The organism is Thiomonas sp. TH-17 (genome assembly GCF_057473305.1).
Window position 1 is genome coordinate 1 of the sequence record NZ_JBYCKI010000200.1, and the last position, 23,951, is coordinate 23,951.

Sequence of the window (23,951 nt, forward strand, 5' to 3'; positions counted from 1 at the left end):
GCCGCCACCGGCGACGGTCTGCAGGAATTGCGTCTCAAGCTGCTGCAACTGGCGGGGGCGCAACCGACCAGCGAGGGCGTGTTCATCGCCCGTCAGCGCCACGTGCAGGCGCTGGAGCAAACCGGGCAACACCTTGGCGCGGCCTTGCACTTGATCGAGCTGGATGCACAGGCGCCGCTGGATCTGCTCGCCGAAGAACTGCGGCTATCGCATCAGGCGCTGATGGCGATCACCGGCGAATACACCTCAGACGATCTGCTCGGGGCGATTTTTTCCAGTTTCTGTATCGGCAAATAAATCAAGTTCGACGTGGCGATAAATCGCCGAAATTGATCGCGGCGCTCAAATCGCCCGCGGCAAACTGGGCGATGGTCTGGAAGGCATGGGCAAACATTTGCTCGTAGTGATCTTGCTCGACAAAGCCGATATGCGGCGTGCAGATGGCGTTTTCCAGTCGCAGCAGCGGGTGGCCCTGCAGAATCGGCTCGGCCTCGAACACATCGACCGCCGCCAGACCCGGTCGTCCACGATTGAGCGCGGCCACCAACGCATCCGGGGCGAGGAGGTCGGGCCGGGCGGTATTGACGAGCAAAGAGGTGGGTTGCATTAGCGACAGATCGGCCAGAGTGATGAGGTGGCGGGTGGCGTCGGATAGGCGCAGGTGCAGGCTGAGCACATCGCTGGTGGCGAAGAAGTCTTCGCGCGACTCGGCCGCCAGCAGGCCTTGTTCGGCAGCGCGCGCGCGCGAAGCCTCGCTGCCCCAGACCTGAACCCGCATGTCGAAAGCCTGCCCGTATCGCGCAATGCGCTGTCCAATGCGGCCATAGCCCCAGATGCCCAGTGTCTTGCCCGCGAGGCGCTGACCAAGACCGAAATTGGGCGGCATCGACTGCGACTTCAGCCCAGCCTGCTGCCATGCACCATGTTTCAGACTGGCGACATACTGCGGCAGACGCCGCATGGCGGCCAGCACCAGCGCCCAGGTCAGCTCGGCGGTGACGCCAGGGTCGGTCTGCCCATCGGCTACGGCGATGCCCAGATCGCTGCACGCTTGCACATCCACATGCGAGCCGATCCGGCCGGTCTGCACCACGAGCTGCAGCTTGGGGCATTTTTCCAACAACTGCCGCGTCAGCGCCGTACGGTCGCGAATCAGCACCAGCGCCTGGGTGTCGCGCAGGCGCACGCTGAGCTGCCCCACGCCTTTGACGGTGTTGTTGAATATCTTGAGGTCGTGACCGTCGAGCTGCCGGGCGCAATCGAGCTTGCGCACCGCATCCTGATAGTCGTCGAGCACGGTGATCTGCATGGTTATCCGTCCGATGAAACACCAGAGCCGATCAGTGTAGACCCTTGGACCCGCGCGGAAGAAAGGCGCCCGGAACGAGCGGATTGGTATTGCCCCGAATAGGAGTTTCCCGATTTTGCTGCACCGCAGCTTGCTTCTGCCGTCAGCCACAGAATATAAGTAGGTCTTGATATATAGCCCTGTCTGCCGTCCGAAGACTCGAACGACGCGGCTGGGTCAGATGACATGGAGGCCGAAATGGATGTCAAAGGGAAATGGCTACTGCCGACCAGCCCGCAGAAAACCTGGGAGGCGCTCAACAGCCCGGAAGTGCTCAAAGCCTGCATTCCAGGTTGCGAATCGATCACCGACACCGGAGCGGGCCATTTCGAGATCGTGCAAGTGCTGGCGGTCGCCGGGTTCAAGACGCGCTTCAGCAGCACACTCACACTGGAAGACCCAAACCCGCCGCACAGCTACGTGCTGCGCTTCGAGGGCAACGCGGGGAGCGCCGGCTTTGGCCTGGGCCGCGCCCTGGTCGCGTTGCAGCCCACGGCAGACGGCGGCACGCAGATGAACTACCAGGCTACCGCCGAAGTGGGCGGCGCCATCGGCCAGCTGGGCAAGGGCACGGTGGACAGTACGGCGCAGAGTCTGGCGGAAACCTTTTTCTCCCGCTTCGATCAGGTCATGCGCGGGCAACTGCCGGTGGACGACGGTGCCGGTGCGCTCGACCGCCTGTGGGGCATGATGCCCCCCTGGGGATGGGCGATTTCCACCCTGGTGCTGGTGTTTATCGTGTACTGGGGGCTGCACGGCACTTGGTGAGGTGCTGTTACGGATGAGGTTCATAGGGAACTCCTTGAGTTACATATTGCGACAACCCCAACTGGTTTGATCGCGGAACCCGGCATAGGATGGAATGACAAACGGAGCCCTTTGGCTCCACACGGGTCTGTGTAGAAGCAACCACAAACTGCGAAGTTTGCGTGCAGCGCTATTCCGATCAGGCCTGTGATCATCAGCCCTCAAGGCATGTCATATCCAGGAGACTCGCATGAAACTCACCAAACGCCAGTTGGGCGTAACAGTGGCCGCACTATTTTTTGCAGCGGCCCCAGCGTTTGCAGCCAAACCCCTGCTCATCGGCGTTCAGGCGCCGATCACGGGCCAGTACGCCAACGAAGGGCAGGGCATCGCAGACGCCGTGAAACTGATCGTCAAGCAGACCAACGCCAAAGGCGGATTACTCGGACACCAACTTGAAGTGAAGGTGTGCGATGACCAAGGCGAGGCCGCACCTGCCGCAATTTGTGCACGTCAGTTGACCAATGACGGCGTGCTGGCGGTTATCGGCAGTTACACGAGCGGGGCAGCCCTTGCTGCGCAGCCGATTTATGCCCGTGCAAACATAATCCAGACCTCCGACGGTACCAGTGATGAACTGACTTCGAGGGGTTACAAGACATTCTTCCGTAACGCCCCGCCCAACAGCGCCGAGGCCTTGTTCACGGCCGGATATTTCAAAGCGATGGGATACAAGCGTATTGCTGTGCTCACGGACCATTCGAGTTTTTCAACCGGACTCGCTGACGCTGTTGTCGCCGACTCGAAAAAGGAGGGTATTGATGTTCTCGATAAAGCGTTCATCAACGCCGGATCGCAGAATTTCACACCCGTACTGACCAAGTTGAACGCGCTCAAACCTCAGGTGGTTTATTTTTCAGGGTATTACACCGATGGTGGTTTGGTGAAGGCACAAATGGCGCAACTGGGCATGAAGGCAAAGTTCGTTGGCGGGGACGCCAACCAGAATGTGGCTTTTGCAAAAATTGCGGGTAATGCGGCCGCTGGAGCAGTCATCGTCAATGTGCCGGCCCCGCAAGATCTGCCCTACCCGGCAGCCAAAGAGTTTTTGGCGGAATTCAAGACCGCCTACGGCCATGAGCCGCCCAGCATTTTCACCTTGACCAACGCAGATGGCCTGCGTGCCATTTTGTACACGGCAGAAAAAATAAAGAGTGTTGAGCCGGGCAAATTGATACCGGCTTTGCATAAACTTGATGACTTCAAAGGACTTACAGGGACGTTTTCCTGGAATTCTGTAGGGGAACGGACGGGCAGCCCCTACGTGGCCTTTGAGGTGACACCGAGCGGCGGATACAAAATCACCTATCCAGCTGCGGCGGTCGCCAAGTAAAACGATAATTTAGACCTCCGCACAATTCGTGAATGCCACGAATTGTGCGGGCCGGGACAGCTGGCCCGTATGGGGAGGAGACTTCATGTTTGGAACATTGCTTCAGCAGATCGTCAACGGTTTGACGGTGGGGGGCATCTACGCCTTGATCGCTTTGGGATATACCATGGTTTATGGCATTCTCAAGCTGATTAACTTCGCCCATGGCGATCTCTGCATTTTCGGTGCTTATATCGGCCTTGTTGCGCTGGGTATGGGTGCGGGAACAGGACAAAGCCATTTATTTTTGCTTGCTGGGGCGTTTATCCTGGCGGCGGTGGTAGTGGCCGTTGCTGGCTTGGTGCTGGAGTTCACGGCTTATCGTCCATTGCGTAAGGCGGATCGCCTGTCGGCCGTGGTTTCTGCATTGGGAGCGTCGCTCTTTATCGAGAATGGCATCATGATCATCTGGGGGCCCCAGCTTAGGGTATTTCCCAGCAATCTGCTGCCTGCTATGCACTGGGAATTTGCAGGTGCGCGCATCGATCTGATCCAGGTGCTCATCATGCTCGGTTCAGCCCTATTGATGGCTTTGCTTTATTGGTTTGTTCATCACACCCGGTTTGGTACTGCCATGCGGGCCTCGGCTAGTGATCAGGATGCGGCAAGGCTGATGGGCATCAACGTGAATCGTGTGATCGCCAGTGTATTCGTGATTGGCCCGGCCATCGGCGCGATTGGGGGGCTGTTTATCGGCCTTTATTACCGGCAGGTTTATTTCACCATGGGCTGGAATTACGGTCTGAGTGCGTTTATCGCGGCGATCATCGGGGGAATCGGAAACATTCCAGGAGCCATGCTTGGTGGTGTGTTGCTCGGGTTGTTCAATGCGCTTGCTGCGGGCTTCATTTCCAGTTCCTGGCAAGAGGCGATCACTTTTGCGCTGTTGATCGGTATCTTGTTGGTGCGGCCGACCGGGCTTCTCGGTGAACGAGTGGCGGAAAAAGTATGAAGTCGCCGGGAGAGTTATTGCGCAACGGCTGGATTGGTGCCGCATTTTGGGTTATCGGTCTGGCGATTCCTTTGGTTCTCGATCAGACTTGGGTATTTATTGCTGCTCTTTTTGCGGTGTATGCCATTGTTGCGCTCAGTCAGGATATTGTATTGGGACGAGCGGGCATGTTTGATATGGGCCATGCCGTGTATTTTGGTGTCGGGGCTTATGTCACTTCGATATTGAACACACACTTTAACTGGCCGATCTTTACAACGTGGCCTGTTGCCGTTTTGGTCGCGGGGTTGGTTGGTGCGGTGCTGGCGGCACCGATAGTGAAGTTGCGCGGGGATTATCTACTGGTGGCGACTATCGGCTTCAATGCAATTTTTGTTCTTGCGCTGAGGAACAATCTCGGACATCTGACAGGCGGCTCTGACGGGATTTTCGGGATCGGCGTACCCAGTCTTTTTGGTTATTCGCTTTCCAGCCAGAATGCGCAATTCTGGCTGGATTGGCTGGCATTTGCGGCGGTTCTTTTATTGATTCGCAATCTGGATCGCTCTCATCTGGGGCGAGTGTTTTATTACCTCAAGAACGATCAACTGGCCGCAACCACCATGGGCGTGGATGCCAGGGCTTATCGGGTGCTTGCGTTTGCTTTGGGGGCGGCACTGGCGGGTTTTGCAGGTACTTTGTTCGCCACGCTGATGGCCGCAGTCAGTCCGGGTGCGTTTGTGTTTACCGAGTCGGTTACTCTGTTTGCCATTGTGTTGGTAGGAGGACAGGGGTCGATCCCGGGTGTGCTGCTGGGCACGGTTTTGATGTTTGTGGTGCCGCAGATATTCCGGAGTTTCGCTGAATATCGGTACTTCATATTCGGCATCGCCATGGTGGTGGTGATGGTGCTGCGCCCCCAAGGCATCTGGCCTCGGCGGGGGCAGAAATGAGCGAAGCGCTGCTGCAACTCAAGGATGTGGGAATCCGCTTTGGCGGCCTGCAGGCGGTCGCTGATCTGAGCTTTACGGTGGAAAACGGTCAGGTCATGGGTTTGATCGGCCCCAACGGTGCGGGCAAGACCACGGCCTTCAACCTGATCACCGGGGTATACAAGCCAAGTTCCGGAAAGATTTTTCTGGAGGGTCAGGACATTACCGGATGGGCGCCTCACCGGATTGCGCGTGCGGGAATCTTTCGCACATTTCAGACGATCCGCTTGTTTTATGGGCAGACTGTGTTGGCCAATGTTTTGGCGGGACTGCATTTGCAGACTCATCAGGCGTGGTGGCAGGGTCTGCTTTCCACGCCAGCGCAGCGCAGGGAAGAGAAGGATCTGCGCGGTCGCACCATGACGCTGTTGGAGCGTCTGGATTTGGCGCACTTGGCGCAGGAGGACGTCGCCTCCCTGCCTTACGGCGTGCAACGGCGCGTTGAATTGGCCCGAGCACTGATTGCACGACCCAAGCTGCTGATTCTGGACGAGCCGGCTGCCGGTTTGAACGATCAAGAATCGGAGGGGCTCAATCAGACCATTCTGTCGATGCGCGATGAGGGCATCTCCATTTTGTTGGTGGAGCATGACATGAATGTGGTCATGAATGTCACCGATCGCATTGTTTGCATCAACTTTGGACGCAAGATTGCCGAAGGTACGCCAGAAGAAATTAGGGCCAATCCAGAAGTGATCGAGGCCTACCTTGGCAACGACGAGGATGACGATGAGGAAGAGGCGCAGGGGCGCTCGGTTGGAGTGGCGCCATGAAAATGCTCGAAATCACCGATCTAGACGTGCGTTACGGTCAGATCCAGGCGCTCAAAGGGGTCACCCTGCATGTGGAGCAAGGTGAGATCGTGACTTTGCTCGGCGCCAATGGCGCTGGCAAAACCACGCTGATGCGCACCATCAGTGGCTTGTTGCGGCCGCATTCCGGTGATGTCCAGTTTTTGGGGAAGAGTATTGCCCACACTGCGGCAGACCGGATTGTGCGACTGGGCATTTCGCAAGTGCCAGAAGGGCGGCGCGTCTTTCCCACCTTGACGGTGATGGAAAATCTGATCCTCGGCGGCTATACCCGGCCGCCAGCAGAGACGAGTGCCAGCGTGGAAGAGGTGCTGGTGTTGTTTCCTCGTTTGCGGGAGCGCGCTCGCCAATTTGCGGGCACTTTGTCGGGCGGTGAGCAGCAGATGCTTGCCATCGGCCGCGCCATGATCTCCAAACCCAAACTGCTGTTGCTGGACGAGCCCAGCCTCGGGTTGGCTCCTATCATTGTTCGAGATATTTTTCGGGCCGTGCGCAAAATCCGCACACAAGGTTTGACGGTTCTGCTTGTCGAGCAGAACGCCCGCATGGCACTGAAATTTGCCGACCGCGGCTATGTGATGGAGACGGGCAAAATCGCGCTCCAGGGGAGCGCGACGGAATTACTCCAATCGCCTGAGGTTCAGGCGACCTATCTTGGCAAATAAAGACGAAATTCTGGGCAGACCTGTCAGATCCGCACTTATTCAGCCGGGCACAGGGCGCGGACGACGTTGAGCACCTGCTGGCTTTTGATGTGGTAGTGCACGAAGCGCCCGCGGCGGGTGGCTTCGACGATGTTTTCGGCGCGCAGCTTGGCGAGTTGTTGCGACAAGGCGGCCTGGCGCATGCCGACCTCGTGTTCGAGTTCGCGCACGCAACGCTCGCCATCCATCAGCAGGCAGAGAATGGCCAGACGTTCGCGGTGCGCCAGCGCTTTGAGTATGCGCACGACATCTCCGCCGGCCATGCGCTCCAGGCGGGCAAGCCGATGCAGCGGCGTCGGCAGGATGAGGTTCGGCGCTGTCGGGGGGGGCAGTTCGGCGATATTCATGATTTGGAGTTTATGAATATCAAATCGCAAGGTTTTGATACAACACAAGAAAGTGGTGCTTCTGCGGTCTTCGTGTGAGCGTTGGCCTGAATCGCACCGACACGCGTGGGTTGAGATGCTTCACCCTGTGAGCGAGCGGATGCGGGCCGAATTGGGTAAGCTGCGCGGCTTTGCTCGCTGTTGCGACAGGCTCCCGATGCCTCACATGCTCCGTCATCCTCCCGTTCGTCTGGCCTTGCTGTTGTGGGGGATCGCGGCGGCGGCCTATATGGTGGGGTTTTTCCTGCGGGTCACGCCCGGCGTACTCAACGTCGATCTGATGCGCGACTTCCATCTGAACGCCGCGCAGCTGGGCAATCTGGCGTCGTTTTACTTCTACTTTTACGCGGCCTCGCAAATTCCGACGGGCATCGCCAACGATCGGTTCGGCCCGAAGATTCTCATCGTGGTCGGGCAGGCGGTGACTGGTGTCGGCGCGCTGTTGTTCGCCGTGGCGGGCAGCTTTGAGTCGGCGGCGGTGGCGCGGGCGCTGATCGGCCTGGGGCATGGCGTGGCCTGGGTGTCGTTGCTGGAGCTTTCCGCCGCGTGGTTTGCGCCGCGGGTGTTCGGCACGATGTCGGGTTTGTCGCTTGCCCTGGGCACGCTGGGCGCGGTGCTGGCGCAGGCGCCTTTGTTGATTTTGTCGCACAGTTTCGGCTGGCGTTGGGTGCTTGGCGCGGTGGGCGTGCTGTGCCTGGGTTTGTCGCTGCTGGCTTTGCTGCGCATTCGCAACCGGCCGGAGGACATGGGGTTCGACGGCTATTTGCCTGCGCGCAAGGCGCAGACGCTGGGCGAGGTCGGGCGGGGTCTGGGCGAAGTCTGGCGCTATCGCAACACGGCTTTGCTGTTCATCGCGCCCGGCGGGGTTTGCGGCGCGTTTTTGACGTTCACCACGCTTTGGGGGATGCCATTTCTAGTGCAGCAGCGGCAGATGTCGGAAGGCCGGGCCTCGTGGGTGGTGGCGGCGATGCTGGTGGCGTTTTCGGTGGGCGGGGTGCTGTGGGGGCGGATTTCCGACCGGCTTCGTCGGCGCAAATTGCCCTATCTGCTCGGCGGGGTGATGATGCTGGCGGGCTTTGGCCTGCTGGTGGCCTGGCCGCAGGCGCCCTGGAGCTTGTTGTTGCTGGCGTTGCTGGTGAGTTCGGTGGGTTCGGGCGGCATGGTGGTGGGCTTCGCCTGGGCCAAGGAATCGGTGCCGCAGCGGCTCGCGGGTACAGCATCGGGCGTGCACAACACGGGGGTGATGATGGGCGCGCTGGTGCAGTTGCCTTTGCTGGGCTGGGTGCTCGATCGGTTCTGGACGGGACAGCAGGCGGGCGGCGCGCGGCTCTATGACGGCACGGCATTTCAGGCGGCCAACGGCGTGCTGCTGGCCTGGATCGCCTTGTCGGTGCTGTGTGTGCTGCTGGCGCGCGAAACGCACGCCCAGCCTTATGCCGTGGCGGCGACCCCAGGCTGAGGGGGTGTGAACGAGTCTGCCTGGGGCGCTTTTTCAGTGCGCGTGCAACGACTGCCGCGAAAGGGCGGAGTAGCGGTCGAGAAAATCGTCGATTTCTTCGCTGCTGGGCTCTTGGGCGATGAGCTGTTGCACGCTGGCGCGGAACCCTTCGGCGGCGCGGCCGCCCAGAAAAATTTCCTTGCGGGCAAATTTGTCGACGATTTCATACCCACCGCGGGAGAGGTCGGCTTCGTGGTCGGTTTGAGACTCCTGCGCGCCCGACCAGTCGAGCTGCAGGACACAAAAGGCGTCTGAGTCATAGATCATGGTTTGCATGGTGGTCCTCCGCTTCATGGTGGGGAGATGGGGCGGGTAAAGCAAATTTCAAGCCCGGCTTGATAGGCTGGCTTGCACCCCGTTGCGCCCGGTGCTTACTTAACGGCACGGAATTCGCTCGGGTTGACCCCTGCCGCCTGTTCGGCCTGATCGAGGGTGAACAGCAGATAGCTGTCGGCGGAGTGTTGCAGGCGGATTTTCACGGGCAGGTTCTGCAGTTGCGGCGACAGCCAGATTTGCGCGCCGAGTTCGTTGGCCTGCGTGGCCTGCCGCACGATATGCCAGCAGGGCAGCGAGCCGATCGGGGTGTCCACGATGTCCATGCCGGCGACGGTGAAGGTCCAGTCGGTCATGCCGCTGGGGCGGGCCACGGTGAAGCTGAGCGTGGCGCCGGGGTGGAAGTCGCCAGGGGCGACGGTGAGGCGGTTGGCGAGTTGCAGAAACAGGCTGGCGCTGTCTTGCACATGGGGCGGTAAGGGCAGCACGGTAGGGGTGGCGCTGAAGTGCAGGGTGTTGTCGCCGCGGTCGAAGCGCACGGATTTTTCGCGGAAGAACACGCGTTCGGTGTATTGCGAGGGCGCGAGCCAGTCGCCCTCGATGCGGCCGGTGCTGCGGTAGGAAAAGCCGATCAGCGCGCTGCCGGAGAGGCTGGCTTCGTAGTGGTCGCCATCGACCGTCCAGACCAATGCGCCGCTGCCGTGCAGATCGCCGCGCCAGTAGCCGGTGATGGTGTAGGACAGCCGGGTGGAGGGCGGCCAGGGGCGCAGGGCCGCGGCTGAGGCCGGTGGGCTGGCCGTGGGGGCGGGGCTGGATTCGGTGGGGATGGGGCGGGCGGGCTGACTGAGGGGCCCCGCGGGCGCCAGGTCACCCAGGCTGGACGCTGCGGCCAGAAGCGGAGCCGATGAGGACGGCGATGGCGCGCTGAGGGTCTGCACCGGGGCCGGGGGCGTTTGAGCGGGGGAGGCGATGGTTGCGGCCGGGCGGGGGCGGACGATGTCGGCTGCAGGCTTGGACGCAGGCTTGGGTGCAGGCTGTCGCGCCGGTGGCCGTTTCGCCTTGGCGGGCTTGGGCGGCGGCGCTGGCGCAGGGCGTGCCGGAGTGACGACGGGGGGCGTGGGCTTGAGAAGTTGGGTGTAGAGCGGCTCGGGCAGTTTGCCAGCGGCCAGGGGGCGGAAAGCGGCGCCGAGCCAATCGAGCGCGGCCAGATGCAGGGCGACCACCCCCAGCGCGAGCAGCGCGATGGTGCGCCAGCCCGGCCGCCCGCGGGTACGCCGATCGGTCGTCATGGCCGGGGCCTCGTGGCGAGCCAGCGGCGTGCGGCGATGCGGCTTGAGCGGGGGAGCATGCCCGCTATTTTGCCGTTCGCTTGGGGGTGCTTGCAGGGCGGATGCGGGTTTTCGACCGCCAGCGCCGCGCGTATGCTGCACCCATCCCCCGCACGACGCATGAGGAGGCCGTCATGGCGCAAATTCCGGAGTTCAAGGACTTCATTCCCGGTATGGAGTTTTTTCAGACCCTGCTCAAAGGCGCGGGCATGCCTTCGCAGTTTGCCAACTGGGTGGCGCCGACCCTCGATGTGGAAGAGATCGAGCAGAAGATCACCGACCTCAAGGCCGTGCTGAGCTGGCTGGAAACCAATGCGCGCATGACGCAAAACATGATTCAGGCGCTGGAGGTGCAGCGCATGACCTTGCGGGCGCTCAAGACCATGAATGTGGATATGCAGGACTTCGCCAAGGGCATGGTGGCCGAGCCGCCACCGGCGCCCGCCGCCGCGCAGCACGCGGAGGAGCCGCAAGCCGAGTCGGCTGAGTCCGCCGAGCCGCCGCCACAGGCCGCAGCGGGTGCGTCGCCGTTGTTCGACCCGATGCAGTGGTGGAACGCGATGACCCAGCAGTTCACCGAACTGGCGAGCCAGGCCTTGCAGGAGGGCGGGGCAACGCCGGCGGGTTCAGCCGCGCCGGTGAACTCGCCCAAACCTCGGGCGAAGAAGGCGGCGGCGAAGACCGCGGGCCGTGCGGCTCGAAAAGCGTCCGCCCGGCCCGCATCGCCTGCGGCCAAACGCGGCAAGGCGGCAGTCAAGGCAGCAAGCAAAGTGACCGGCAAAGCGACGCGTTGAGTCGCAGGCCGATGCGGGGGGGCCGACTTATGCGCCGACTTATGCGCCCACCCAGCGCACCAGTTCCTGCGCTGGCATGACGCCGGACTGACGTTTGACTTCCTGCCCGCCGCGGTAAAGCGCCAGGGTGGGAATGCTGCGAATGCGGTTGCGCACCGACACCTGCGGGTTGGCGTCGGTGTCCACCTTGGCCAGCACCGCTCGGCCCTGAAGCTGGGTTGCAGCCTGGGCGAATTGCGGCGCCATCATCTTGCACGGGCCGCACCATTCCGCCCAGAAGTCCACCAACACGGGCAACTCGCTTTTGGCGATGAAGCGCTCGAAGTTGGCATCGGTCAGGGTGACGGGGGCGGCCGGGAGGATTTCCTGACCGCATTGCCCGCAGACCGGGGCGTCATTCAGACGGTCGTCGGGCACGCGGTTGAGCGTGGCGCAATGAGGGCAGACGATGAGCATGGCGGTTGTTCCAAATGGCAATTCCTCAAATATGCGGCAGGGCCAGACGGTTTTCAAGCCGGAGGTTTAGAGAACCCCTTGGGGGGCCGAGCGTAGCGAGGCTTTCGGGGGAAACTGGGCTGAGAACCCCGCCGGGCCGCCCCAAGGGGTTCTCGCCCCCTGGGGGGAGAGCCGAGCGCAGCGAGACTTTCGGGGGGTACCTACTAAAGCCGCGACCGGGCAAACACGCTGCGGTGTTGTTGCGCGCGGAACTGCCAGACCAGCAGGGCAAAGCCGACCAGCGGCAAGAGCAGATCACCGGGCCGGAACACGCTGACCGCGCCCGCCGCTGTGCCCAGCAGTGCTCCGACGATCCAGACCGTCGGCCCGAGCAGCGCGGCCAGCCGCATGCCGATGCCGCCCCAGGCGCTGGCCACGCCTACCGCGGCAAACCCTGCGGCGGCCAGGCCGATCTGAAAACCGGCCGGGTCTGGAGCGGCGTGCGGCAGCAGATGCTGCAGGCTCACGCCCAGAAAACCCACGCCGACGGCGCACAGCAAAAACCAGCGCAGCAGCACTTGCGCCACTCGCAGATCATGCCGCGCGCGTTTGCTGGTGAGCAAGGCCAGCGCTCCCAGCACGAGGCCGATCACGATCAGGGTGAAGGTGCGGTAGTGCAGCGCCTGTTGCGCAAACAGCGGCCAGAATGCGGTCATGCCGTCTCCTTTTTGTGTTCAGTGTGCGGCATCCGACTCTTAGCGCCCCCTGGGCCGGGCTGCGCCCAGCCCGCCCCCCACGGGGGTCAAGGAAACTTGGGGCGGCCCTGCGTTTCCTTGAGAGCGGTCTTCTATGCCCACGTCGAGCGCCACCAGGAACCGCGACACCATGTTGTAAGTGGCGATCACGCCGACGAGTTCGACCACTTGCTTGGGCGACAGCAGGGCGCGGATGGCGGCGAAATGCGCTTCGTTCACCCGCACGCGTCGGGTCATGTCGTAGGTGAGCGCCAGCACCGCGCGCTCGCGGGTGGAGAACGCCAGCCGGTTTTCCACCGCCGCGGGAATATCGTGCAGCAGCGCGAGTTGCTCGGCACAGCCGCCGGCGGCCAGAAACAGCGGGGCGTGATGCATGAATTCGTACTCGGCCCCATTGAGTCGCGCCACGACGCAAATGGCCAGTTCGCGCAAATCGGCTTCGAGCTCCAGCTCGCCGCGCACCGCGCCCAGCAGCTCATTCCAGCCGCGCGCGAATGCGGGGCTGTGCAGCAGCATGCGGTCGAGGTTGAGCAGTTCTCCGCCACGACGCTGGCGTATGGCGGCCACCAGTTCTTCGGGCTCGGCGTGGTGTTGCGGCAAATAGGCGATGCGCGGCATGATGCAAACATAAAGAAAATGGAATGGCTGGACTGTAGCCCCGCTTGGGCGCTGAGGCCAGCAGCTTCAGCGGGCCGTCCCGGTCATCCGGGAAGGGTTCAGGCGCTGGCGCTGCGCGCCAGTGCGGCAAGTTGCCTGAGGCCGTCGATGGCGCGCACGCCATACCAGCTGGCCCATTCTCCGGGGACGCAGCGCACTTGCGCGCGCAATCCGCGCGCGGCGAGCAGCGCGCGCACTTCGGCAGCGTGCCGGGCGCCGAAGCGATAGGGCTCGCTGGACAGCAGCACTTCGTCCACCGCGCCGAGCCAGTCTGCCGACCAGTCGAACACCGGATAGCGGCTACGGCCGGGCTGATGCAGGCCATCGCCACCCAGCACGTTGGGCAGGGTGTGCCAGCGCACGGCGGCGAGGCTTTGGCTGATGTAGGTGTCGCGCGCCACGGTCATCCACGGATCTCGCCAGATGAGGTAGAGCACGTTGCGCGGCGCGCCGGGGCGGGTTTGCACCTCCTCCAGTACGGCTTGCAACTGCTTGCGCAGGGCGGCGACGCGCTCGGCCACGCCGGGCAGCTTGCCAAAGGCCGCGCCGAGCTGATCGAACAGGCTCAGGTTGTCTTGCGGAGCTTGCGGGTGGGTGACGATGATGTGGGGCACGAAGGTGCGCAGCGCGTCCACGGTTTCGCGGGTGTTTTCGTCGATGTTGACCAGCACATGGGTGGGCCGCAGCGCGCGCAGGGCGTCGAGGTGAACGTCTTTGGTGCCGCCGACCTTGGGAATGGCGCGCACCTCGGCGCGGGGATGCACGCAGAACCCGGTGCGGGCGACGAGGTGCTGCCGCAGCCCGAGGGCGAACAGGGTTTCGGTCAGGCTGGGAACGAGGCTGGCGATGCGCGCCTGCGCGTCGGCTGCGGCAATCGGCTGGCCGAGGGCGTCGCAGACGGGCATGGCGGGCGCCGGGCTCAGGCGGGGTGATGTTCAGCAGCGCCGGGGCGGGCGAGTTGCCCCAGGCTTTCGAAAATCAGCCGACGCGGAGCGACGCGCCAGCCGAGCTGCTGCTCGATGGCGATGACGGCGCGCATGGCCAGCAGGGAATGTCCGCCGAGGTCGAAGAAGTTGTCGGTGAGCTGCACGCGCTCGACGCCGAGCAACTCGCGCCAGATGGCGGCGATCTGCTGCTCTTGCGGTGTGGACGGCAGGCGCGCGGCCTGGCGCGCGTGCGGCACCGGGGCGGCGGCTTGGGGTGCGGGTAGTGCGGCGCGGTCGAGCTTGCCGTTGGGCAGCAGGGGCAAGGCGTCGAGTAGCACGAGGTGCTGCGGCACCATGTAGTCGGGCAGGCGCGCGCGCAGGGCCTGGCGCAGATCGGCCGGATTGGGCGCGGCGCCCGGTTTCGCCACGAGGTAGGCGACGAGGCGCACGTCTTCCGGGGTGGGGGCGTAGGTGGTGAGCACGCAGGTGGCCACGCCGGGTTGCTCGCGCAGCGCGGCTTCTATCTCGCCCAGCTCGATGCGAAAGCCGCGAATCTTGACCTGATGATCAAGGCGGCCGAGGTGTTCGAGCTGGCCGTCGTGCCGCCAGCGGCCGAGATCGCCGGTTCTATAGAGCGCCCCCATACCTGCCGCGTTCGCGTCAGGCCCCCCGAGGGGGATGAGAAAACTTGGGGCGGCCCAGCGTTTTCTCATGAGACGGGCCTGGGGATCGGCGCTGAATGAATCGGGGATGAAGCGCTCGGCGGTGAGTTCGGGCCGCTGGAAATAGCCCAGCGTAACGCCGGCGCCGCCGATGTGGATTTCGCCCGGCGTGCCGATGGGGCAGAGCTGGCCCTGCGGATCGAGTATCCAGACCTGGGTGTTGGCGATGGGGTGGCCGATCACGATGGGCTGCCCCGGCCGCACCCGCCAGCAGGTGGACCAGACGGTGGTTTCGGTCGGGCCGTACAGATTCCATACTTCGGCGCAGGCGGCGAGCAGACGCGGCGCCAGATCGGCGGGCAGGGCTTCGCCGCCGATGAAGGCGCGAAGTCTGGGGGGACGGGCGGGGTCGGGGTGGCCGGGCCAGCCGACGTCGAGCAGCATGCGCCAGGTCGAGGGCGTGGCTTGCAGCACCGTGGCCTGGCTGGTTTGCAGCAGGTCGCGCAGGGCAAAGGGATCGCGCGACTGGGCGTGATCGGCCAGCACCACGCGCGCGCCCACGGTCAGCGGCAGCAACAGTTCGAGCACGGCGATGTCGAACGAGAGCGTGGTCACGGCGAGCAGGACGTCGTCGCTTTGCAGCCCGGGTTCGCGCGCCATGCTGCGCAGAAAATTCACCACGGCGCGGTGCGGAACTTCCACCCCCTTGGGCCGTCCGGTGGAGCCGGAGGTGTAGATCAGGTAGGCCGGGTCGTCGGGGCGGGCGTCGCGCGCGGGGTCGGGCGGGAGGGGGGTGTCGCGGCGCAGCCCGGCCAGCGGCGCGCTGTCGAGCGCGAGTTGCGGCACGTCGGCATCGGCCATCAGCGGCAGCAGAGCGGTCTGGGTGAGCAGGCAGCGTAGCTGGGCATCAGTGGCCATGTAGTGCAGGCGCTCGGGCGGAAAGCCGGGGTCGAGCGGGACATAGGCGGCGCCAGACTGCAGCACGCCCAGCAGCGCGGCGAGCATGTCGGCGTGACGGTGCAGGCACAGCCCGACGCGGTCGCCGCGCCCCACGCCCATCTGGCGCAGGTGGTGGGCGATGCCCAGCGCGCGGGCGTGAAGGTCGCCATAGCGCAGCGTATGGCCCAGCGCGTCGGTGAGGGCGATGCGGTCGCGGCGGTCGGGCGCGTCGAGGTGCAGCGCGGCGGGCAGGGTGAGCGGCGCGGTCAGCGGCTGCGGCGTGGCGTTCCACTGATCGAGCACGGCGCGCTGGGCGTGCGTGACCAGGGCATGACTCGACACGGGCAGAGCGGGTTGCGCCAGCAGCTGCTCGGTGAGGAAAACATAGCTGTCGAGCAGGCGCTGCGCGGTATCCAGGCTGAACAGATCGGTGGCGTATTCGAGATGGATGCGGTGGGTGAACTCGGTATCGACGTGGATGGACAGGTCGAACTGCGCGGCCACACGGTCGAAATCGAAGGCTTCGTAGGTGAAGGGCACATCGGCCAGTTGTCCAGCCGGGGCGTTGAGCACGTTAAACAGCACGCGCACGAGGTCTTGGGGGTGATCGGCGCGCTGCGCGCCCAGGCGTTCGACCAGCTCGTCGAACGGCGCGTCCTGGTGGGCGTAGGCGTGCAGGGCGGTGGCACGCACCTGCTGCATGAGCTGATCGAAAGTGGCTTGCGGCTCGACGGTGTTGCGCATCACCAAGGTGTTGACCAGGGTGCCCACGAGCTGCTCGGTGGCGGCATGGTGGCGGTTGGCGATGGGCGTGCCCACGGCGATGTCGGTGCGACAGCTCAGGCGCGCGAGCAGCACGTTGAAGCTGGCCAGCAGCACCATGAACGGCGTGACGCCGTGGCGCGCGCCATAGCCTTGCAGCGCGCGCTGCAGCGGCTCGGACAGCGGGGCGTAAATCGTATGACCTAGAAAGCTGGGTTGCGCCGGACGCGGAAAGTCGGTGGGCAAGGGCAGATCGGTCAGGCCTTCGAGCTTTTGCAGCCACGCTTGAAGATGAGACTCGCGCGCCGCGCTGACCGGCGCGCTGCGCTGCCAGGCGGCGTAGTCGGCGTACTGGGTGCGCAGGGGCGCCAGACCCATATCGGCCGGATCGGTGCAGCCTCGCAGCAGTGCGGCGTAGATCTGCAGGGTTTCGCGCGAGAGCACGGCAAGCGCCCAGTTGTCGGCAATGGCGTGGTGGAACACCCAGAGCAGCACCTGCTCGTCGTCTTGCATCTGCAGGATGCAGGTGCGAAACAGGGGCGCCGCGGAAAGGCCGAAGGGCTGGGCCAGCAGCGCCGTGGCGGTCTGGCGGGCGACGTCCTCGCGCTCGGTTGTATCCAACGACCGCAGGTCGCGATAGTCGGGCCGCACGCGCAGGGCGGGCAGGATGATCTGTACGGGCTCCTCGCCGCGCAGGACGAACTGGGTGCGCAAGCCTTCGTGACGGGCGATGAGCAGATCGAGCGCGCGCTCGAACAAGGTCAGATTGAAAGCGCCTTTGAGCCTGACCGGCGCGGTGATGTTGTAGGCGACGGATTCCGGGTGAAAGTGCTGGATGACCCACATGCGACGCTGCGACAGCGAGGCGGGCGGCAGGCCGCTGCGATTGACGGCGGGAATGGCGTCAGCCGGACTGGCGGGATGCTGGCGTTGGTCGATGTGCGCCGCCAGCTCGGCGAGGGTGAGGTGAGTGAACAGATCGGCCAGGGGCAGTTCGATGCCGAAGTGCTGCTGGATGCGCGAACGCACCTGGGTGAGGGTGAGCGAGTGCCCGCCCAGCTCGAAAAAGTGATCGAGCACCCCAAAAGCCTCGGCGCCCAGCACCTCATGCCAGATGGCCCACAGGGTCTGTTCAGTGGGGGTGCGCGGCGGCAGGCGCGGCAGGGTCGTGGCGGCTTCAAGCTGCGGCGCGGGCAGGGCGCGTTTGTCGATCTTGCCGCTGGGGGTCAGGGGCAGGGCGGGCAGCACTTGCCAGGCGCTGGGCGCCATGTAGTGCGGCAGGCTGATCTGCAGCGTCTGACGCAGTGCGGCAACCGAAGTGTGGTCTTGGCCTGCGCGCCAGACGACATAGGCGGCCAGTTGGGGGTCGTTTTCGCGCGGCGTCCAGGAAATGACCGCCGCCTGCGCCACGGCGGGGTGGGCGGCGAGGCGGCGTTCGATTTCGCCGACTTCGATGCGAAAACCGCGAATCTTGATCTGCTCGTCATTGCGGCCGACGAGGTGCAGTTGGCCGTCGGCTGACCAGTAGCCCAGATCGCCGGTGCGGTACAGGCGCTCACCGGGACAGAAGGGGTCGGGCAGAAAGCGCTCTGCGGTGAGTTCGGGCTGGCCGAGGTAGCCCCGCGCCACGCCCAGACCGGCGATGCAGATTTCGCCGGTGACATCGAAGGGCATTTGGCGCAACTGCTCGTCGAGCACATAGGCGCGGGTGTTGTCGATCGGTCGCCCGACGGGCAGGTTGCCGCGCGTCTGGGTGATGGGGCCGTCCACGACGTAGAGCGTGCTGTCTTCGGTGGTTTCGCTCGGGCCGTAGTAGTTGAGCAGGGTGGCCTGCGGCAGCAGCGACTGAAAGCGCGCGGCAAGAGCGGCGTCCAGCGGCTCGCCGCCGAACTGAACGTAGCGCAGGCTGGTGCAGGCGGGCAGCAGGGGGTCGTTCACCAGCGCGCGGGCGGTGGAGGGCGCCAGGGTGAGGTGGGTGATGCCCTGTTCGCGCACGGTTTGCAGCAGGGCGGGCAGATCGCGCTGCAGGCCGGGCGGGGCGAGGTGAACCGCCGCGCCGCAGATCAGGGGCATGAAAAATTCGGAGATCGACGCGTCGAAACTGAGCGAAGACTTTTGCAGCAGCCGGTCGTGCGGGGCGAAGTGAAGCACGCAGGCGTTCCACAGCTTGTGGTTGCACAGGGCGCGGTGCGGAATCATCACGCCCTTGGGTTGCCCGGTGGAGCCTGAGGTGAAGATGACCAGGGCGAGATCGTCGGGCGTGCTGTCGGTGAGGGGGGCGTCGACTTCGCCGTCGGGCGGCGTCAGATCGACTTCGAGAAGTTGTGGCGTCTCCGAAGCTGCGGCCGCTCGCACGGCGGCGTGCAGCGAGGGCTGCGCGAGCACGACGCGGGCCTGGGTGTCGTGCAGGATGCGCTGCAGACGTTCGGGGGGCAGGTCGGCGTCCAGCGGCACGTAGGCGCCGCCGGCCTTGAGCACGGCGAGCAGGGCCACGACGAGTTCGGCGCGGCGTTCCATGATGACGGGAACGAGCACGTCGCGTTGCACCCCCAGACCGCGCAGGGTGTGCGCCAGGCGGTTGGCCGCCTGCTCCAGCTCGGCGTAGCTCAGCTGGGTGTCGCCGAAGCGCACCGCGACGGCCTGCGGCGTGGCGCGCGCCTGCTCAGCGACGAGCAGGTGCATGCACTGCGGCGCCGGGCGGGCCTGGGCGGTGTGGTTCAGCGCGGCCAGCGCGGCGCGCTCTTGGGCGCACAGCAGGTCGAGATCGCGCAGACGGTGTTGCGGATGGGCGATGAGTTCGGCCAGGTGCTGATCGAGACGGGCGCTGAGAAATTCGGTATGCCGAAGCGCGGCAGGGGCGCGGGGGTCGATCACCAGATCGATGGGCAGATTTTCAGAGTCGCCGTATTGACGCACATAGGCGGCGATCGGCGCAAAACCGGGCTGGCCGCTGAAGGCGGCGAAGGACAGGCGGGCGCTTCCCAGCTTGATGTGCGGGTCGAAGTCTTCGAACGACACCATCAGGTCGAAGTGCATGCCGGTGATGCCCTGCCGGGGCGGCTGCCGCGCCAGGACGCGGTCGAGCGGATATTGCTGATGACGCAGGATCTGCCGGGTGTCTTCGGCCAGCGCGCGCATGAGGCTGGGCAGGCTGTCGTCTTCGGCTGCATTGAGTCGCAGGGGCAGGGTGTTGGCAAACAGGCCGACGGTTTGTTTGTCGAGGGCGTCCTTGCGGTTGTGCAGCGGCATGCCGATGAGCACATCGGGTTGACCGGTCACGCGCCCAATGTAGCTGGCCAGAAAAAAGTGGACGCCCTGCGCCGGGGTCAGGCCATGTTCGGCCACCTGTTGCAGATAGTGCGTCCAGTTCGAAGGGCTGACGCGCCACTGATGCACCACCGGGGCGGGTGGGGTCTCCAGGTCGGGGGCTGAGACGGCTCCCAACGACTGGGCGCTTGCGATGCGGTGCTGCCAGAAGATCTGGTCTCGCTCGTAGCGGGCGGATTGCAGGTAGGCCCGTTCTCTTTCGAGGAACCGCGCGTAGTCTGGCCCGGGCTCCGGCGGGGCGCTCAGGGGGTTGTCCTGCAGCTCGTTGTAACGTTGAGCGATGCGCTGACCGACCCGCATGACGCCATAGCCATCGAGCAGAAGGTGGTTGAAGCACAGCAGCCAGGCGTATTGCTGCGCGGCGGTGCGGTACAGGGCAGATTTCCAGAGGATGGGGCCTTGCGGACGCGTAGGTTCGGTTTTGATCGCCTCGATGGTCTGCGCGGCGAGTTGGGCGGCGCGGTCGGGGTTGTCGGCCTGGCCGAAAAAGTCGGTGTAGGGCAATTGCCAGGACGACACCGGGGCGATCTGCCAGCGCGGGCCTTCTGTTGTCTCGACCACGCGGGCGCGCAGCATGGGTTCGGCGGCGGCGACTTCCTGTATGGCGCGCTGCAATACGGGCACATCGAGCGCACCGTCGATGGTCACCGTCAGGCCGATGTTGTAGATGGCGCTGCCGAGCAACTCCTGGCGCAGCAGAATGTCTTGCTGGGTTTGGCTCAAGGGCCAGCGCTCATCGCAGGCTCGGGGCGTTGCGAAGGCGTCTGGGGGCTGGCTCAAGAGCGTGGATGACATACAGGAAAGGGAATCGGAATCGGGCGCGGTACAAACGAATTTTCTTCAGGTCAGGGCATCTTAGGAGGGTCTTGAGGACGGTTGACTTCAACTCAGGCCGGTTTTGTGAACTATTCCACCCTTGTTGAGGGTCGCGCGGTTTGCGAAGTGTGGCCTGGGCAATACGATGAGAGTTTGGTTGAGTTGCCGATTTCTCCATGTCCGACTCTTTGCATGCGGTTGCGCCCCCCGGTGAAGCGGATCCGTCCTGGCACATCGGGAGGGATGGGCTTTTCTCTGACCGTCAGCAGGACGAGGTTTTCATACGCGCGGAATGGGGCGTGATCGGCCAGCGGGTGCGGCAGATCGGGCTTTACGGCTCCTTGGCCTTTCTCTCCGCAACTTTTACCGACCTTTCGGTGCTCGGCCCAACGGTGGTGTACTGGAGCTTGCTGGCCGCGCGGTTTGGCGTTCTGGCTTGGGGCCTGTGGCTGGCGCGGCTGGGTCGGGCCAAGGAGGTGCCGGACGTGCGCCGTGTGGCGACGGCCTTGCTCGGCTTCGAGCTGAGCATCATGGTGCTGTTCCTGCTGGTGGTGCTGGCCTATGGCGGCAGCGCAGACTATCACTCGATCACGGCGCTGGCGCTGATCTTTGCCGGCTATGCCTATGTGCCCGTGATGCGACGCGAGGCGATGTGGGTGGGCGGAGTGTTTACCGTACTGTTCGCGTTCGTTGTCTGGACGTCACTGCATTTTGACGCCAAATACGTCAGTATCGCGCTTGTGCTGTTCGGCTTTGCCAACGTGGCCGGATGGCAGATTGCGGTCTCGCTCAGCCGGGGGATGCGGCTGGCGTGGCTGGACCGACGCCGACTCGAACAGGAGGCGCAGGCGGCACAACGGGCACGGCAGCACGCCGAACAGAGCGAGGAGAACCTCGAACGCTTGTTCGACGCCTCGCCGATGCCGCTGGTGCTGGTGCGTGTGGCTGATTCCCGGGTGTTGCGTTACAACGCGGCGGCGAAGGTGCTGTTCGACCCGCATGATCTCTCGCACGGCGACGTGTTCACGACCGATTTTTACGAAGATCCGGCGCAGCGCCTGCAGTTGATTGAGCGCCTGAAAGCCGAAGGCGCGGTGCGTCAGACCGAAGTGCGGCTGAAGACGGTCGGAGGGCAGGGTGTGGATGCGCTCTTGTCCATGCGCCCATTGCGCTTTGCCGGGGAGGACTGCATCGTCACGGGCATGGTGGAAATTTCGGCGCAGAAGCACCTAGAACAGCAGTTGCGCGCGCTGGCCCATACCGACCCGTTGACCGGGCTGCAGAACCGGCGCGGTTTTTTCGCCATGGTCGAACACGCCATGCGGACGAGGCCCGCAGGGGAGCCTGGACCGTGCATCATGCTGATCGATCTCGACCATTTCAAGCAGGTCAATGACCGCTATGGCCACCCGGTTGGGGACGAAGTGCTGGTGGAGTTTGCCCAGGTGGTGCTGTCGCTCTTGCGCGAGGGCGATGTGTTCGCTCGCATGGGCGGCGAGGAGTTCTGCATTCTGCTCGCACATACGCGCGCGTCGCAGTCCTTGGAGGTGGCGGAACGGGTGCGCGAGTTTGTGGCGACGCATCCGTTTCAGACCTCGGCTGGGGTGGTGCGCCTGAGTCTGAGTCTGGGCATCGCGGGATGCGACGCGCCGGTGCAGAGCATCGACAGGGTGCTGTCGATGGCCGATCAGGCGATGTATCGTGCTAAACAGGGCGGACGCAATCGCACCGAGCTGTATTGCGACTGAGCCTCCGCCTCGCTTTTCCCTCTGAATCAGGAGGGCATTCATACAAATAAGAATTATTCGCAATAAGATAGCCCCAAGGCGTTGGCGCTGAGCGTCTCGCCTCGGTGGGCTAGATTCCGGGCCGACCAGACATGGGAGAGTAATCATGGGATATGCAGAACTTGGGCTCAGTCTGTTGGTGGTGCTGCTGCTGACGTGGGCGGCGATGGAGTGGTCACGATGAACCCGATGCTGTGCAAGCCATTGCCACGAGCTTCGAACGTAGTCTCCGCGCTGGAGCCGGGTGCGAACGCGGGGTTGACCCTGCATTCGCGCGAGCTGTTCCGGCAGGGCTCTGTGGTGCAGATTCGCCATCAGGGGCAGACTTACCAACTGCGTTTGACGCGGCAGGACAAGTTGATTTTGACCAAGTAGTTGATTTCTCGCAGCTTTGCTCGCCAGCCTTGTGTGGACTAGTCCTCCAGCACATTAGCCAGCCATGCGATTTTTTATGCCGAATACCCAGAAAACCCGAGTCGATTCCGCCGAGCCGCTGTTAGCCGGAACCCTGGCGTTGATGACGTTTTACGCGGACAAGCCCAGTCTGGCGGCCATGCAGAAGATCGGCCGCAATCTGCAGACCTTGCAGCAACACCCTCAACTCAGCGCCGAACTCAGCATCGTCTGCCGCCGTCTGGCAGCGTACTGGCTGACGTTGGGCTGTGAGGTGGAGCGGACCGATGCGCATTCGGCCTGCCGCTTTGCTGCGGCGTCGGCGGCGCTGCAGTAATTACGGTTGAGCGGGATCGCCGCCGCGCAGCAGCGCGAGCAGCCCGTCGAGCTCGTCCAGCGAGGAAAATCGAATGGCTATTTCTCCGCTGTGCTGGCTTTTGCGGCCCGCCTTGCTGCGAATTTCAACCGGGGCGGTGAAGCGCTCCGACAGTTCTTCCTCCAGCCGCTTCCAGTCTTGATCTTTGGCGGGTTTGGCTTTTTTGGGCGAGGCGCTCGAGTTTTGCTCTTGCTGGGCGCGTGCCACCAGTCGCTCGGTTTCGCGCACGCTTAGGCGCTTGGCGAGAATCTGCTGCGCGGCCTGAACCTGCTGCGCCTTGTCCAGCGACAGCAGCGCACGGGCGTGGCCCATGTCGAGATCGCCGGCCAGCAGCATGGTCTGCACGGCCTCGGTCAGTTGCAGCAGACGCAACAGATTGCTGGTGGCCGTGCGCGAGCGGCCGACGGCTTGCCCGGCCTGCTCGTGGGTATGGCCGAACTCTTCGATCAGCCGCGCGATGCCACGGGCTTCTTCCAGCGGATTGAGGTCTTCGCGCTGGAGGTTTTCGATCAGGGCCATGGCCAGTGTGGTGCGGTCGTCGGCTTCTTTCACCAGTGCGGGCACGCTGTCAAGCCCGGCAAGGCGGGCGGCGCGGGTGCGGCGCTCTCCAGCGATGATTTCATAGCGGCCATCGGGCAGGGCGCGAACGAGCACGGGCTGCATCACGCCTTGCGCCTTGATGCTCTGCGCCAGTTCGTAGAGGGCGCCTTCGTCCATCTGCGCACGGGGCTGATAGCGGCCGGGCACGAGATCGTCCAGCCGCAGTTCGCGTAGTGCGGCGGCGTCAGTTTCCGAGAGTTCGACGGAGGGGCCGAGCAGCACGTCGAGGCCGCGGCCGAGTCCTTTGGGTTTTTTGGTTGCCATGTGCGTG

21 protein-coding genes and 1 pseudogene are annotated in these 23,951 nt (G+C 64.0%); 12 read left to right on the forward strand and 10 right to left on the reverse strand.

Going from position 1 to position 23,951, the window contains the following annotated elements:
- Positions 1-297: pseudogene (locus tag AC2VLV_RS11945) on the forward strand (tRNA uridine-5-carboxymethylaminomethyl(34) synthesis GTPase MnmE); the annotation flags it as partial.
- 1 nt (position 298) lies between these two features.
- Here the strand turns inward: AC2VLV_RS11945 and AC2VLV_RS11950 are convergent.
- Complete coding sequence (locus tag AC2VLV_RS11950; protein ID WP_486990198.1) at positions 299-1,309, reverse strand: D-2-hydroxyacid dehydrogenase family protein; 1,011 nt, start codon at positions 1,307-1,309, stop codon at positions 299-301.
- 237 nt (positions 1,310-1,546) lie between these two features.
- On the opposite strand from AC2VLV_RS11950, the gene AC2VLV_RS11955 reads away from it, so the two are divergent.
- The 6 genes from AC2VLV_RS11955 to AC2VLV_RS11980 all read left to right on the forward strand — a co-directional run bounded on the left by AC2VLV_RS11955 (position 1,547) and on the right by AC2VLV_RS11980 (position 6,927).
- The gene (locus AC2VLV_RS11955) at positions 1,547-2,116 is read left to right on the forward strand and encodes an SRPBCC family protein (protein ID WP_486990199.1); all 570 of its coding nucleotides are present in this window, start codon (positions 1,547-1,549) and stop codon (positions 2,114-2,116) included.
- A 229-nt stretch (positions 2,117-2,345) separates the two neighbouring features.
- Positions 2,346-3,488 (forward strand): branched-chain amino acid ABC transporter substrate-binding protein, encoded by a 1,143-nt coding sequence (locus AC2VLV_RS11960; RefSeq protein WP_486990200.1) that lies wholly within the window; start codon positions 2,346-2,348, stop codon positions 3,486-3,488.
- A gap of 85 nt (positions 3,489-3,573) precedes the next feature.
- Positions 3,574-4,479, forward strand: coding sequence for a branched-chain amino acid ABC transporter permease (locus AC2VLV_RS11965; protein ID WP_486990201.1), 906 nt, complete (start codon positions 3,574-3,576; stop codon positions 4,477-4,479).
- Positions 4,476-5,411, forward strand: coding sequence for a branched-chain amino acid ABC transporter permease (locus AC2VLV_RS11970; protein WP_486990202.1), 936 nt, complete (start codon positions 4,476-4,478; stop codon positions 5,409-5,411). Before AC2VLV_RS11965 ends, AC2VLV_RS11970 begins: the two co-directional genes overlap by 4 nt.
- On the forward strand, positions 5,408-6,223 hold the full coding sequence (locus tag AC2VLV_RS11975) for an ABC transporter ATP-binding protein (protein ID WP_486990203.1): 816 nt from the start codon (positions 5,408-5,410) through the stop codon (positions 6,221-6,223). Before AC2VLV_RS11970 ends, AC2VLV_RS11975 begins: the two co-directional genes overlap by 4 nt.
- A gap of 2 nt (positions 6,224-6,225) precedes the next feature.
- Positions 6,226-6,927 (forward strand): ABC transporter ATP-binding protein, encoded by a 702-nt coding sequence (locus tag AC2VLV_RS11980; protein WP_486990225.1) that lies wholly within the window; start codon positions 6,226-6,228, stop codon positions 6,925-6,927.
- A gap of 35 nt (positions 6,928-6,962) precedes the next feature.
- Here AC2VLV_RS11980 and AC2VLV_RS11985 read toward each other — a convergent pair whose 3' ends face one another.
- Entirely contained in the window at positions 6,963-7,313 is a 351-nt protein-coding gene (locus tag AC2VLV_RS11985; protein ID WP_486990204.1) for an ArsR/SmtB family transcription factor, read from the reverse strand.
- Between the two features lie 205 nt (positions 7,314-7,518).
- On the opposite strand from AC2VLV_RS11985, the gene AC2VLV_RS11990 reads away from it, so the two are divergent.
- Entirely contained in the window at positions 7,519-8,811 is a 1,293-nt protein-coding gene (locus tag AC2VLV_RS11990; protein WP_486990205.1) for an MFS transporter, read from the forward strand.
- A gap of 33 nt (positions 8,812-8,844) precedes the next feature.
- On the opposite strand, the gene AC2VLV_RS11995 is transcribed toward AC2VLV_RS11990, so the two are convergent.
- Both AC2VLV_RS11995 and AC2VLV_RS12000 read right to left on the reverse strand, forming a co-directional pair.
- The gene (locus tag AC2VLV_RS11995; RefSeq protein ID WP_486990206.1) at positions 8,845-9,126 is read right to left on the reverse strand and encodes a BTH_I0359 family protein; all 282 of its coding nucleotides are present in this window, start codon (positions 9,124-9,126) and stop codon (positions 8,845-8,847) included.
- A 95-nt stretch (positions 9,127-9,221) separates the two neighbouring features.
- Positions 9,222-10,412 (reverse strand): DUF3108 domain-containing protein, encoded by a 1,191-nt coding sequence (locus tag AC2VLV_RS12000; RefSeq protein WP_486990207.1) that lies wholly within the window; start codon positions 10,410-10,412, stop codon positions 9,222-9,224.
- 173 nt (positions 10,413-10,585) lie between these two features.
- Here AC2VLV_RS12000 and AC2VLV_RS12005 point away from each other — a divergent pair, with 173 nt between their 5' ends.
- Positions 10,586-11,245, forward strand: a complete 660-nt coding sequence (locus AC2VLV_RS12005) for a PhaM family polyhydroxyalkanoate granule multifunctional regulatory protein (protein ID WP_486990208.1) — start codon at positions 10,586-10,588, stop codon at positions 11,243-11,245.
- A gap of 39 nt (positions 11,246-11,284) precedes the next feature.
- Here the strand turns inward: AC2VLV_RS12005 and trxC are convergent, their stop codons facing one another.
- The 5 genes from trxC to AC2VLV_RS12030 form a co-directional block, all read right to left on the reverse strand.
- Complete coding sequence (trxC, locus tag AC2VLV_RS12010) at positions 11,285-11,701, reverse strand: thioredoxin TrxC (RefSeq protein ID WP_486990209.1); 417 nt, start codon at positions 11,699-11,701, stop codon at positions 11,285-11,287.
- Positions 11,702-11,904: 203 nt separating this feature from the next.
- Entirely contained in the window at positions 11,905-12,396 is a 492-nt protein-coding gene (locus AC2VLV_RS12015; protein WP_486990210.1) for a DUF6790 family protein, read from the reverse strand.
- A gap of 39 nt (positions 12,397-12,435) precedes the next feature.
- Positions 12,436-13,053, reverse strand: a complete 618-nt coding sequence (locus AC2VLV_RS12020) for a carboxymuconolactone decarboxylase family protein (RefSeq protein WP_486990211.1) — start codon at positions 13,051-13,053, stop codon at positions 12,436-12,438.
- 98 nt (positions 13,054-13,151) lie between these two features.
- Complete coding sequence (locus AC2VLV_RS12025; RefSeq protein WP_486990212.1) at positions 13,152-13,997, reverse strand: helical backbone metal receptor; 846 nt, start codon at positions 13,995-13,997, stop codon at positions 13,152-13,154.
- Between the two features lie 14 nt (positions 13,998-14,011).
- On the reverse strand, positions 14,012-20,503 hold the full coding sequence (locus AC2VLV_RS12030; protein ID WP_486990213.1) for an amino acid adenylation domain-containing protein: 6,492 nt from the start codon (positions 20,501-20,503) through the stop codon (positions 14,012-14,014).
- A gap of 197 nt (positions 20,504-20,700) precedes the next feature.
- Here AC2VLV_RS12030 and AC2VLV_RS12035 point away from each other — a divergent pair, with 197 nt between their 5' ends.
- The 3 genes from AC2VLV_RS12035 to AC2VLV_RS12045 all read left to right on the forward strand — a co-directional run bounded on the left by AC2VLV_RS12035 (position 20,701) and on the right by AC2VLV_RS12045 (position 23,041).
- The gene (locus AC2VLV_RS12035; protein ID WP_486990214.1) at positions 20,701-22,272 is read left to right on the forward strand and encodes a sensor domain-containing diguanylate cyclase; all 1,572 of its coding nucleotides are present in this window, start codon (positions 20,701-20,703) and stop codon (positions 22,270-22,272) included.
- A gap of 219 nt (positions 22,273-22,491) precedes the next feature.
- Positions 22,492-22,686 (forward strand): hemin uptake protein HemP, encoded by a 195-nt coding sequence (gene hemP, locus AC2VLV_RS12040; RefSeq protein ID WP_486990215.1) that lies wholly within the window; start codon positions 22,492-22,494, stop codon positions 22,684-22,686.
- Positions 22,687-22,762: 76 nt separating this feature from the next.
- Positions 22,763-23,041: a hypothetical protein gene (locus tag AC2VLV_RS12045; RefSeq protein WP_486990216.1), complete on the forward strand. Its 279-nt coding sequence runs from the start codon at positions 22,763-22,765 to the stop codon at positions 23,039-23,041.
- Here AC2VLV_RS12045 and AC2VLV_RS12050 read toward each other — a convergent pair whose 3' ends face one another.
- Positions 23,042-23,944, reverse strand: coding sequence for a ParB/RepB/Spo0J family partition protein (locus AC2VLV_RS12050; protein WP_486990217.1), 903 nt, complete (start codon positions 23,942-23,944; stop codon positions 23,042-23,044).
- Positions 23,945-23,951 lie beyond the last annotated feature (7 nt).

Coding starts and splice junctions, on each gene's coding strand:
- AC2VLV_RS12045 (WP_486990216.1), top strand. CDS start 22,763: ATGCCGAATACCCAGAAAACCCGAGTCGATTCCGCCGAGCCGCTGTTA.
- AC2VLV_RS11990 (WP_486990205.1), top strand. CDS start 7,519: ATGCTCCGTCATCCTCCCGTTCGTCTGGCCTTGCTGTTGTGGGGGATC.
- AC2VLV_RS11995 (WP_486990206.1), bottom strand. CDS start 9,126: ATGCAAACCATGATCTATGACTCAGACGCCTTTTGTGTCCTGCAGCTC.
- hemP (WP_486990215.1), top strand. CDS start 22,492: ATGAACCCGATGCTGTGCAAGCCATTGCCACGAGCTTCGAACGTAGTC.
- AC2VLV_RS12030 (WP_486990213.1), bottom strand. CDS start 20,503: ATGTCATCCACGCTCTTGAGCCAGCCCCCAGACGCCTTCGCAACGCCC.
- AC2VLV_RS11955 (WP_486990199.1), top strand. CDS start 1,547: ATGGATGTCAAAGGGAAATGGCTACTGCCGACCAGCCCGCAGAAAACC.
- AC2VLV_RS12050 (WP_486990217.1), bottom strand. CDS start 23,944: ATGGCAACCAAAAAACCCAAAGGACTCGGCCGCGGCCTCGACGTGCTG.
- AC2VLV_RS11975 (WP_486990203.1), top strand. CDS start 5,408: ATGAGCGAAGCGCTGCTGCAACTCAAGGATGTGGGAATCCGCTTTGGC.
- AC2VLV_RS11960 (WP_486990200.1), top strand. CDS start 2,346: ATGAAACTCACCAAACGCCAGTTGGGCGTAACAGTGGCCGCACTATTT.
- AC2VLV_RS12035 (WP_486990214.1), top strand. CDS start 20,701: ATGTCCGACTCTTTGCATGCGGTTGCGCCCCCCGGTGAAGCGGATCCG.
- AC2VLV_RS11985 (WP_486990204.1), bottom strand. CDS start 7,313: ATGAATATCGCCGAACTGCCCCCCCCGACAGCGCCGAACCTCATCCTG.
- AC2VLV_RS12020 (WP_486990211.1), bottom strand. CDS start 13,053: ATGCCGCGCATCGCCTATTTGCCGCAACACCACGCCGAGCCCGAAGAA.
- trxC (WP_486990209.1), bottom strand. CDS start 11,701: ATGCTCATCGTCTGCCCTCATTGCGCCACGCTCAACCGCGTGCCCGAC.
- AC2VLV_RS12015 (WP_486990210.1), bottom strand. CDS start 12,396: ATGACCGCATTCTGGCCGCTGTTTGCGCAACAGGCGCTGCACTACCGC.
- AC2VLV_RS11980 (WP_486990225.1), top strand. CDS start 6,226: ATGCTCGAAATCACCGATCTAGACGTGCGTTACGGTCAGATCCAGGCG.
- AC2VLV_RS12000 (WP_486990207.1), bottom strand. CDS start 10,412: ATGACGACCGATCGGCGTACCCGCGGGCGGCCGGGCTGGCGCACCATC.
- AC2VLV_RS12005 (WP_486990208.1), top strand. CDS start 10,586: ATGGCGCAAATTCCGGAGTTCAAGGACTTCATTCCCGGTATGGAGTTT.
- AC2VLV_RS11965 (WP_486990201.1), top strand. CDS start 3,574: ATGTTTGGAACATTGCTTCAGCAGATCGTCAACGGTTTGACGGTGGGG.
- AC2VLV_RS11970 (WP_486990202.1), top strand. CDS start 4,476: ATGAAGTCGCCGGGAGAGTTATTGCGCAACGGCTGGATTGGTGCCGCA.
- AC2VLV_RS11950 (WP_486990198.1), bottom strand. CDS start 1,309: ATGCAGATCACCGTGCTCGACGACTATCAGGATGCGGTGCGCAAGCTC.
- AC2VLV_RS12025 (WP_486990212.1), bottom strand. CDS start 13,997: ATGCCCGTCTGCGACGCCCTCGGCCAGCCGATTGCCGCAGCCGACGCG.